At 69.1% G+C, this 10,517-nt stretch carries 10 protein-coding genes and 1 tRNA gene; 7 read left to right on the forward strand and 4 right to left on the reverse strand.

The features are described from left to right. Positions 1–887 (forward strand): glycine--tRNA ligase (locus tag AC2VON_RS13005; protein ID WP_486953338.1); only part of this gene is annotated, 887 nt, incomplete at its 5' end. 236 nt (positions 888–1,123) lie between these two features. Continuing rightward, entirely contained in the window at positions 1,124–1,945 is an 822-nt protein-coding gene (locus AC2VON_RS13010) for an endonuclease domain-containing protein (RefSeq protein ID WP_486953339.1), read from the forward strand. Here AC2VON_RS13010 and AC2VON_RS13015 read toward each other — a convergent pair. After that, on the reverse strand, positions 1,942–3,933 hold the full coding sequence (locus AC2VON_RS13015; RefSeq protein WP_486953340.1) for a TPM domain-containing protein: 1,992 nt from the start codon (positions 3,931–3,933) through the stop codon (positions 1,942–1,944). The genes AC2VON_RS13010 and AC2VON_RS13015 overlap by 4 nt on opposite strands. Before the next feature lie 79 nt (positions 3,934–4,012). Here AC2VON_RS13015 and AC2VON_RS13020 point away from each other — a divergent pair, with 79 nt between their 5' ends. Next, on the forward strand, positions 4,013–5,281 hold the full coding sequence (locus AC2VON_RS13020; RefSeq protein WP_486953341.1) for a deoxyguanosinetriphosphate triphosphohydrolase: 1,269 nt from the start codon (positions 4,013–4,015) through the stop codon (positions 5,279–5,281). A gap of 10 nt (positions 5,282–5,291) precedes the next feature. On the opposite strand, the gene sodC is transcribed toward AC2VON_RS13020, so the two are convergent. Next, the gene (sodC, locus tag AC2VON_RS13025) at positions 5,292–5,906 is read right to left on the reverse strand and encodes a superoxide dismutase[Cu-Zn] (RefSeq protein WP_486953342.1); all 615 of its coding nucleotides are present in this window, start codon (positions 5,904–5,906) and stop codon (positions 5,292–5,294) included. A 142-nt stretch (positions 5,907–6,048) separates the two neighbouring features. On the opposite strand from sodC, the gene dnaG reads away from it, so the two are divergent. Then, positions 6,049–7,980 (forward strand): DNA primase, encoded by a 1,932-nt coding sequence (gene dnaG / locus AC2VON_RS13030; protein ID WP_486953346.1) that lies wholly within the window; start codon positions 6,049–6,051, stop codon positions 7,978–7,980. A gap of 21 nt (positions 7,981–8,001) precedes the next feature. Here the strand turns inward: dnaG and AC2VON_RS13035 are convergent, their stop codons facing one another. Then, complete coding sequence (locus AC2VON_RS13035) at positions 8,002–8,256, reverse strand: hypothetical protein (protein ID WP_486953347.1); 255 nt, start codon at positions 8,254–8,256, stop codon at positions 8,002–8,004. Positions 8,257–8,410: 154 nt separating this feature from the next. Between AC2VON_RS13035 and AC2VON_RS13040 the strand changes: the two genes are divergently transcribed. Both AC2VON_RS13040 and AC2VON_RS13045 read left to right on the forward strand, forming a co-directional pair. Beyond that, a tRNA-Asn gene (locus tag AC2VON_RS13040) sits at positions 8,411–8,483 on the forward strand. Positions 8,484–8,489: 6 nt separating this feature from the next. After that, positions 8,490–8,855, forward strand: a complete 366-nt coding sequence (locus AC2VON_RS13045; protein WP_486953343.1) for a hypothetical protein — start codon at positions 8,490–8,492, stop codon at positions 8,853–8,855. 791 nt (positions 8,856–9,646) lie between these two features. Here AC2VON_RS13045 and AC2VON_RS13050 read toward each other — a convergent pair. Beyond that, positions 9,647–10,033, reverse strand: coding sequence for a hypothetical protein (locus AC2VON_RS13050; RefSeq protein ID WP_486953344.1), 387 nt, complete (start codon positions 10,031–10,033; stop codon positions 9,647–9,649). A gap of 77 nt (positions 10,034–10,110) precedes the next feature. On the opposite strand from AC2VON_RS13050, the gene AC2VON_RS13055 reads away from it, so the two are divergent. Next, positions 10,111–10,517 (forward strand): esterase-like activity of phytase family protein (locus tag AC2VON_RS13055; protein ID WP_486953345.1); only part of this gene is annotated, 407 nt, incomplete at its 3' end.

Raw genomic sequence — 10,517 nt, forward strand, 5'->3', positions numbered from 1 at the left:
GCATCTTCGTCAACTTCGCCAACGTGGTCACCACCGCGCGGCGCAAGCCGCCGTTCGGCATCGCGCAGACCGGCAAGAGCTTCCGCAACGAGATCACGCCCGGCAACTTCATCTTCCGAACCCGCGAGTTCGAGCAGATGGAGATGGAGTTCTTCGTCGAGCCGTCCACGGCGCGCGACTGGCACCAGTACTGGATCGACACCCGGCTGGCCTGGTACGTCGACCTGGGAATCGACGCCGAGAACCTGCGGCTGTTCGAGCACCCCAAGGACAAGCTGTCGCACTACAGCGAACGCACCGTCGACATCGAATACCGCTTCGGCTTCGCCAACAACCCGTGGGGCGAGCTGGAAGGTGTAGCCAACCGCACCGACTTCGACTTATCCACGCATACAAAGCATTCCGGTGCCGACCTGTCGTTCTACGATCAGGAGGCCGACACCCGCTACGTACCGTACGTCATCGAGCCCGCGGCGGGGCTGACCCGGTCGTTCATGGCTTTCCTCGTCGACGCCTACTGCGAGGACGAAGCGCCGAACGCCAAGGGCGGCATGGACAAGCGCACTGTGCTGCGGCTGGACCCGCGGCTGGCGCCGGTCAAGGCGGCGGTGCTGCCGCTGTCCCGGCACGCCGACTTGAGTCCCAAGTCCCGCGACCTGGCCACCGAGCTGCGGCGCTGCTGGAACGTCGAGTTCGACGACGCCGGCGCGATCGGGCGCCGCTACCGCCGCCAGGACGAGATCGGCACCCCGTTCTGTGTCACGGTCGACTTCGACACGCTTGATGACCATGCCGTCACCGTGCGCAAGCGCGACGCCATGACCCAGGACCGGATCGGCATCGACGCCGTCGCCGACTACCTCGCCCCCCGCCTCAAAGGCTGCTGACCTTCCCGCGAGCGTGCGTGTCTCCGGTCGACACGCCGGCTCAAATCCGTAGATTGCGCACGTTCGCCGGCCCGCCAAAAGATCCGCCGAGCGGGCGGTTGGCGGCGTTCGGCGGCTTCGGCCGCGTCGTGCGCTGCGCGATAAGGCGCCGCCAACTGCGGGTTTCGGCTGAAATTTTCCTCGCCGGACAGCTACCTTATTTGAAGCTGAGAAATGATGGGATAGGAGTTACACAGGTGAGCCGTCACCGGCCATTGGATCTGCGCGCCGCAGAGCCCGTCGCGATCTGCCTCGGAACCGCGGCTGCCGCTTACGGATTCGACGTCGAGAACAACGCCGAGCTGCATGTGCTGAGCCCAATTGCCCATCAGCTACGCAACTCGGACGGTCTGATTGTGCACCGCCGCGCAGGAGCTCCGCTAGGCATGGTCGATGGCCGCCCCGCCACGGAACCGGCCTGGACGGCCGTCGAGGTGGTTCGCAGTCTGTGTCGTCCCCGGGCACTGGCAACACTCGATTCCGCACGGCGCAGCCGAACGTGCGACCGACGCCAACTGCTCGCCACGGCCGCCCGTCAGGCCGGCCGGCGGGGAATCGCCAACGTCCGGGAGTTGATTCCGTTGGCCGCCGCCGAAGCGGAATCGCCGATGGAAAGCCAGGCACGGTTGGTGATGCTCGACGGCGGGCTGCCGCGACCGGTGCTGCAGTTTGAGATCGTCGACCGTAATTGGCGGACCTGGCGGGTCGACTTCGCTTGGCCGGAATGCCTGGTCGCAGTCGAGTACGACGGCTTCGACTATCACAGTAGCCCTGACGCGCTGCGGCAGGACCGGCAGAAGCGTGCTGCGCTGCAAGAGGTTGGCTGGACCGTGCTGTCGATCGTGGCCGACGACGTGCGGCGGCGGCCCTGGGATATGGTGCGCCGGATCGAAATGGAGTTGACCCGGTCGCGGGCAGCCTGTCGGCCTATCGTGCGGCGCGAACGTGCGCAATCCAGGAAACTAGCCCAGCGCGTCGACCGGGGACGCACGCTCGCGGCGAAGCGGCGAAGCGGCTAGAACCGGCCCCCGCCGCCGAAGAACCCGCCGCCCCCGCCGGACCCGCCGAACGACGTGGGGCTCCAACCCCCCGAGCTTGCGGAACCGCCCCCGAAGCCCCCGAAACCACCGCCTAGGACGTTGCCGATGATGATCCCGCCCAGCATCGCGCCGGTGTCGTCGCCGCCGTAGCGGCCGTAGTAGGACCGCTGGGCGGCCTGGACGTCGGCCTTGGCCGACGACTGCGCCGCAGCGGCCAGCGCTGCGGCGGCGTTGGCGTCGGCAATCGCCCTGGAGACATCGGTGGCCTGCTTGTCCTCCGCCGTGTCGAGCCGGCGACGGGCCTCGGCCAGCCGGGTGCGCGCCTCCGGACCGATGCTGCCGCGGCGGGTGTCGATGTAATCCGACACCGCCCGGATTCGCGATTGGGCGCTGAACAGCGCCTGCTCGAAGGCGCAGGCCAGTCGTTCGGCAGCGGCGCGCTCCTCGGCGACAGTCTCCAGCAGCCGGTGCAGATCCGCGTCAGCCCGAGTCAGACGGGTGAACGCACCCAACGGATCGGTGGAGTTGCGGGCGTCGGCGACGGCTCTGACCGCGGCGCTGCGGGCCTTGGCCAACTCACGGGTGTGCGAGCTGCCGGCCTGCTCCAGTTGCTCACCGGCCTGCGCGATGCTTGCCTCGGTGTCGGTGATGGCAGACGGCAGCGTCGCCACCGCGTGGCGGATGTCGCCGGCGGCGCTGTCCACCGCGTCGAGCAGCGTGCGGCTCTGTCCCACCGCCGATTCGACCGCCCGCACCGCGTCGACCAGTTCACTCTGCCCGCCGGTGACCGGGTGGGCGGCCAGCTCCCGCGCGCGGGTGATGTTGCGGTCGGCGAAGGCCGTCCGGTCCCGGGCGGTCTTGACGTTTCCGGACACCGAAGTCAGTGCCGCGGAGTCGAATTCGGCGCCCAGCTCGGTGAGGCGCTGCTCGGCGCCCGGGATACGCGCACTCAGCTCGACCAGCTGCTGGGTCAGCGCGTCCAACCGTACCGACGCGTTGAGCACAAGGTTGCGCAGCTGCTCGAACGCGCCACGCTGCGCCTCCAGTTCGCGGTCGGCCTTCGCCGCGGCGACGATCACCCCGGTCAGCCGCTCGCATCGCTGCGCCCGCGTCTCGGGGATGGCGTCGTCGAGTTGCTGGCGCACGGTGAAGGCCCGGTCCAGCGCCGCCTTGGCGTCCTGCAGCGCGCGGGAGAACGGTTCGGTGCGCTGGTCGCCGAACTCCTCGACGGCCAGCGCCAGCTCGTTGGCGCTGGTGCGCATCGCATTGTCGACGTCGACCACCTTCAACCGGGACAGGTCGTCCAATGCGTACAGCGGCAGCTGGGCCAGTGCATCCGCGTCGGTGGGGTCGATCCGCCGGGCTGCGGCCAGCGTCGCCGCCCGCCGTCGCCGCCGCAGGTAGCGCACCACGAACAGCAGCACCAGACCTGCGAGCACCACCGTACCCGCGGCGGCCAACATCGGTTTCCACGCCACCTCGGCCGGTCCGGCCGCCGCGTTGAGCCCGTCGGCGGCGGCCACTGCCGCGGCGCCCCACTCGCCGAGGTGCAGCGCTGGCTCGATCTGGTTGCGCCGCAACGTATCCACCGCATGCGCGCTCACGTCGGAGACACCGCTCGACACCAAAAACGCGTACCCGCGGTCGGCGGTCGCCACCGCGAGCAGGGCGTCGTGCTCACCCAGGTCACTCAGGCGCGCGGTGCTGCGGCCCCAGCCGTCGGCGGTCTGCCCGGAGAAAATGTCGACGTAGACGATCCAGAGCCGGATGTGCCGATCGGTGTAGAGCCGGTCGATAGCTCCGCGCACGGCGGCTCGTTCGGACGGCGACAGGGCGCCGGCATGGTCGGTGACCGGACCGGCCAGCCGCAGCGGCGGCTCCGCGGTGGCTATGGGGGCGCTAAAGGCCGCCAGCAGCACGACGGTCACGGCCGCGAGCAGGGCGCCCAGCGCCCGGGTGATACGCATGCCCGTCAATCTATGCGACCAGCGGCGCACGGTCTGTCGCAACGCAGCGCCCCGCAGACCCCTGGCAGACTGAGCGTCGGTGAGCATCCAGCAGCACGACCCCGACGACCCCGAGCTCTACCGCGAGTTCGACCGGCAGCGGCTGGTCGATGAGACACCGAAGACCGCAGGCCTGCCCGGCACCGACGGCCAGCACCGCACCGACTTCGCCCGCGACCGCGCCCGTGTGCTGCACAGCGCTGCGTTGCGCCGGCTGGCCGACAAGACGCAGGTCGTCGGCCCCCGGGAGGGCGACACCCCGCGCACCCGTCTCACCCACTCGCTGGAGGTGGCCCAGATAGGGCGGGGGATGGCGATGGGGCTGGGCTGCGACCCGGACCTGGTCGATCTGGCCGGTCTGGCCCACGACATCGGACACCCGCCCTACGGGCACAACGGCGAGCGGGCCCTCGATGAGCTCGCGGCCGGCTGCGGCGGCTTCGAGGGCAACGCGCAGAACTTCCGCATTCTGACCCGGCTGGAGCCCAAAACGATTGACCCGCAAGGCCGCAGCGCCGGGTTGAACCTGACCCGCGCGGCACTGGACGCGGTCACCAAATACCCGTGGCCACGCGAGTCGGCGAAGGCCAAGTTCGGCTTCTACGACGACGACCGCGACGCTGCCGCCTGGATGCGCCGGGACGCACCGGCGGGCCGGGCCTGCCTGGAGGCGCAGCTGATGGACTGGGCCGACGACGTCGCCTACTCGGTGCACGATGTCGAGGACGGCGTCATCTCCGGCCGCATCGACCTGCGGGTGCTTGCCGACGACGCCGAGGCCTGGGCGCTGGCCCGGCTGGGGGCGACCGAATTCCCCCGGGTGCGCGCTGACGACCTGATGGGCGCCGCGCAGCGGCTGTCCGGTCTGCCGGTGGTCGCCGCAGCCGGCAAATACGACGCCACTCTGGGATCCTCGGTCGCGCTCAAGCGCCTGACCAGTGAGCTGGTGGGCCGGTTCGTCTCGGCGGCGATCGCCGCCACCCGGGCGGCCGCGGGTCCCGGGGCGTTGACACGCTACCGGGCCGACCTGCAGGTGCCCGACCTGGTCCGCGCCGAGGTCGCGGTACTGAAGATCCTCGCGCTGCAGTTCATCATGTCCGACCCGTGCCATCTGGGCCGGCAGGCCCGGCAACGCGACCGCGTCCACCAGGTGGCGCATCGGCTGCTGGCCGGCGCACCGCGAACTCTCGACCCGCTCTTCGTCCCGGCGTTTGACACCGCCCCCGGCGACGGCGCGCGGATGCGCGTCATCGTTGATCAGATCGCCTCGTATACCGAAGGGCGGTTGGAACGCATCGAGGCCGATTAGGGGCGCCGGGTCAACCGGTGCCGATAACGCCGCACGCGACTCGCTTTTCGGCGTCGCCGCTGTACTCGGCGCCGTGCAGCATGAGTGCGGTCTTGCTGCCTGTCAACAAATCGTCTTTGGTGAATGCATCGGTGGTGGTCACCAGCAGCGCGGCGCCGTCGTGGCGCGTTTGTAGGGAACTCAGATCGCCGCTGGCGGGCTCCCCGGTGTGCCCGGGCGCTTGGTAATGGTCACCGGCGGAGAGAAAATCGCCGGGCGGGCCGCCGCCCGGGGCGACCGAGTTGGGCTCGCATTTGCCCACCGAGTGGACGTGCATGTGGTGCAAACCCGGTGCCAGGATGCCCGTGGCGATCGTCTTGACGGTAATGGTGGCATAACCGTTGGCGAACTCGAACGTCGCGGTGGCAACGGGCCGGCCCTCGGCGGTCTTCAGTTGCGCCGTGAGTGTTTCCCCGCCGGGCACGGTGTTGGTCGCCGAGGCCCGGTCGGTAGGCGAAGCCACCGGCGAGTGGACCGGCGGGGTGCTGTCCGGCTCGCTGCCCGGCCGCTGGTGGTTACTGCACGCGCCCATGGCGACAACACAAGCAGACAGCAAGGCGGCGGCAACGGTTGCGGGCTTGACCATGCCCGAATCCTAGTCGGTAACGGCCACGGTCACCGTGAGCGGCGGGCTGGCCGGCAGCACCGGCGGGTTCAAGGCTCGGCTCGCCCCACCGGCCGCTACGCAGCGCGGACCGCTGCCGGGCATCAGGTTCTACACTGAGTCGGTGCCCGGCCGCATCCCCGATCGCGACATCGCCGCCATCCGCGAACGTGTCCGGATCGACGAGCTTGTCGGCGACTACGTCCAGCTGAGACGTGCCGGCGCCGATTCGCTCAAAGGCCTGTGCCCCTTCCACAACGAGAAATCGCCCTCGTTTCACGTCCGGCCCAACCACGGCCACTTCCACTGCTTCGGCTGTGGCGAGGGCGGCGACGTGTACGCGTTCGTGCAGAAGATCGAGCATGTCAACTTCGTCGAGGCGGCCGAGCTGCTCGCCGACCGGGTCGGCTACACCATCACCTACACCGGGGCGGCGGCCACCAGCATCCAGCGCGACCGCGGCAGCCGCAGCAGGTTGATCGCCGCCAACGCCGCCGCCGCCGTGTTCTACGCGGAGCAACTGGACTCCGGTGAGGCCGAAACCGCCCGAAGGTACCTGACCGAACGCAGCTTCGACACCGCGACAGCCAGGCATTTCGGCTGCGGATTCGCCCCGTCCGGCTGGGATATCCTGACAAAACATTTGCAGCGCAAAGGTTTCGAGTTCGACGAGCTGGAAGCCGCCGGCTTGTCCAGGCAGGGCCGCCACGGGCCGATGGACCGGTTTCACCGGCGGCTGCTGTGGCCGATCCGCACCTCTGCCGGGGAGGTGATCGGCTTCGGGGCGCGTAGGCTGTTCGACGACGACCCGATAGAAGCCAAATACGTCAACACCCCGGAAACCATGCTGTACAAGAAGTCCCATACGCTGTTCGGCATCGACCTGGCCAAGCGTGACATCGCCAAGGGCCACCAGGCCGTTGTCGTCGAGGGTTACACCGACGTGATGGCGATGCACTCCGCCGGGGTCACCACTGCGGTCGCGGCGTGCGGCACCGCGTTCGGCGACGAGCACCTGGCGATGCTGCGTCGACTGATGATGGACGACAAGTTCTTTCGCGGCGAGCTGATCTACGTCTTCGACGGGGACCAAGCCGGCCGTGCCGCCGCACTCAAAGCACTCGACGGCGAGCAGCACCTGGCCGGGCAGTCGTTCGTCGCGGTGGCCGTCGACGGCATGGACCCGTGTGATCTTCGGATGGGGCACGGCGACGCGGCGCTGCGCGACTTGGTCGCACGACGAACCCCGTTGTTCGAGTTCGCGATTCGCACCGCACTGGCGGAGTTGGATCTGGACAGCGCCGAGGGTCGGGTAGCCGCGCTGCGCCGCTGCGTGCCGATGGTCGCCCAGATCAAGGACTCCACGCTGCGTGACGAATACGCACGCCAGCTGGCCGGATGGGTCGGCTGGGACGATGTCGCTGAGGTGATCGGCCGCGTGCGCGGTGAGGCCAGGCGCCGGAAAAACAGCGGCCGCCGCGCCACCCGGGCAGCCCACGCCGCGGCGAATCCCGGTGACGCAGCACCCGCACCGGACGCACCCGCGGTGCTGCATCCCGACCCGGCCGACCCGACGCTGTGGCCGCAGCGCGAGGTGCTCAAGGCGGCGCTGCAGTCCCCGGCGCTGGCCGGGCCGGTGTTCGACACGCTGACCGCGGAGGCCTTCACCCACCCCGGCTACGCCGCCGTCTACGCCGCCATCGAGACGGCCGGCGGGACCGGCTCGGGCGCTACCGCTGCCATGGGTGGGGAGTGGATCGAGAAGGTGCGTCGGCAAACCACGTCGGTGCCGACGGGGAGCCTGATCAACGAGCTTGGCGTGGAGGCGATCCGGGTCGACGACGACAAACTGCCGCGTTACGTCGCCGGGGTGCTGGCCCGGTTGCAGGAGGTGTGGATCGGCCGCCAGATCGCCGAGGTCAAGTCCAAGTTGCAACGCATGTCACCGGTCGAGCACAGCGACGAGTACCACGCGCTCTTCGGTGACCTCGTCGCGATGGAGGCTTATCGGCGCAGCCTGTTGCAGCAGGCCAGCGGCGACGACCTGACCGCGTGAGTAGGGCCGGGTCAGGCCAGGTCAGTTTTCGTCGGGGTGCTGCGGTTGGACGACGCTGGTGCCGTCCGCGATCTCGTTGATCTGGGTCAGCTCCACCATCTTCGGCTCGGGGGAGATCCGGCTGGCGATGGCCCGCCGCCCTCGATAAATCACCGACTGAGCGACCGGGCTGCTGGTCAGCGCACGATAGGTGCCGGCGATCTGCTCGTAGCGGTGCCGGCCCGCCTTCGCGCCCAGCACATAGCCCAGCCCCAGCACGGCGACATACCCGATCACAGCGGCCCCTCCAAACGACGGTGCGGTGGATTCCTCGGATCCCACCATCCTGCCTCACTCCGCGCGCGGGTGTATCCGGGCTGGCCTGACCCGGTGGTTGCGGTGCCGATGCGCTAAAGTCGTGCGGAGTCCGCACGGACAAATGGATAAACGATCCCCTGTAGCTCAATTGGCAGAGCATTCGGCTGTTAACCGAAGGGTTGGTGGTTCGAGTCCACCCGGGGGAGCACCCGTTGAAGCGTGCTGCGTCGGATGATCGAGAACTGCTTTGCCAGCGGGACGATCCCGAGGATGAGCACCGTCGGCGCCATGAACCCCACGCGCAGGTTTCCGGAGCCGACGACACCGGTCAGGACCGCTCCGAGCAAAGCCCCGACGTAGTTGAACTGGTTGAACCGGGCGATGACCTGGTCGACCCGGCCCTGCTCCGCCTCGACCTCCCCACCCCCGGCGAGCGCCCCGGCCGCGGAGAAGCTGAGTGGCGCGATCGTGGCAGCGGCACCGCCGAGCACCGTGAACCCCGCTACGGCGACCGGCCAGGTCGGCGCGAAGACGATCACGGCAAGCGCAGCCGCGGCGACGACCCCGCTGACCTGTAGGACGATGACCGCGCCGAACCGGTCGACGAGCTGATCCCCGATGCCGCGGACGAACAGGCTGGCGAGGAAGTAGGGCAGGGTGGCCAGCGCGGTGCGGCTCATCGGGGCGTCGAGCACGTCGCGCAGATACACCGGACCCCACGCCTGCGCAGCCGTGTCGACCATGTAGAAGAGGATCATCGCCATGCCGAGCAGCATGATCCGCCGCCATGGGACGTCGATCACGACATCGTTGGGCGGCACTCGGTCCCGCGTCACGAGGGGAGCGAAGATGACGGTCACCGGAACGATGAGCAGCAGCAGTAGGTGCGGTCCGACCGGCACATCGGACGTCAGCAGCGTAACCACCGTCGCGACGATCCCACCCGCGGTCCAAAACCCGTGAAACGACGGCAGCAGCGGCCGACCGTACCGATACTCCAAGGTGACCGCTTGCATATTGCTGCTCGCGTCGACAAGCCCCAGCGCCAGACCGAAGGCGGCGAGCCCGCCGACGAACATCGGCGGCGACGGCGCCAGGAAAATCGTCCCCATGCCCAACGTGTGCATCCCGAACCCGATTCGTAGCACCATCGCGCTCTGGCTCCATCCCGCGATGTACTCGGCCAGGGCGGAGCCGGCGCCGGCGGCCAATACGACGAGTAATAGCAGGCCACTGGTCTTGAGGTCGTCGACGTGCCACTGCTCCTTGAGCTGCGGCAGGCGGGTCGTCAGCGTGATGAACATCAGGCTCTGGGTGAAGAACGCCGACCCGACGGCCAGTCGGGATCGAAGCCGCGGAGTCACCGCCGTCAGTCGAGCCTGGGGAGCACAGCCGGCCCCGGTGGCCGCTGCGGCTGTCCCGGCTGTTGCGGCTGTTGCGGTCTCGGCTGCTGCTTGGCCGCCTGGGCCTGCGCGATCGCGGTGATCAGCGGGTTGGCGGCCATCATCTCGCGACGCTCGTCGTCGGTCATCTGGTAGAACGCCCACGCCCCCCAGGCGGCTGGCCGAATGTAGAGGGTGACCTGCTGGCGGCGCGGGCTGTGGAAGACGGCCGGGACCACGACCGTGTGATCGGCGGCCCCGGCGCCGGCCATCTCCTGGGCGATCTGTTCGACGTCGGCTGACTCGTGCAGTTCATAGGTCGGTGACTGGCCGGCCTTGTTGGGCGGTCCTTGCAGCGCGAGGAACCACGCCATGCTGCTACTCCTTTGATCGGTTGTCGATTCGACAGCCTACTGCCAGGCCGTAAGCTCGGGACGTGGTGCCTGCGCCGATGGCCACGACTCTGCTGATGTGCGCGTTGTGCCTGGCCGGGTGCGCGCCGACGTGTACCGCCCCGGCTCAGCCGGCGCTGACCTATCTCGGCCAGGCGCGGATCGCCCCGGGTGCGACGTTTCAGGGCACCGCCATCGGCGGACTGTCCGGCATCAGCTACGACCCCGGCCGCGACCGCTACTACGTCATCAGCGACGACCGTTCCACGAAGAACCCGGCCCGCTTCTACACGGTGCGACTTACCTTGTCCAGCAACCATATTGACGAAGCAACTGTCACCGGAACCCGCCCGCTGCTGGACGAGAACGGCCGCCCGTTCGGCCCGCTCGCGCTGCGCAGGTCGCCGCCGGTCGTGCCGCCCGACCCGGAGGGCATCGCCTTCGACGCGCGACGGCAGCGGCTGTA

It is taken from the genome of Mycobacterium sp. TH-M82 (assembly GCF_057473605.1).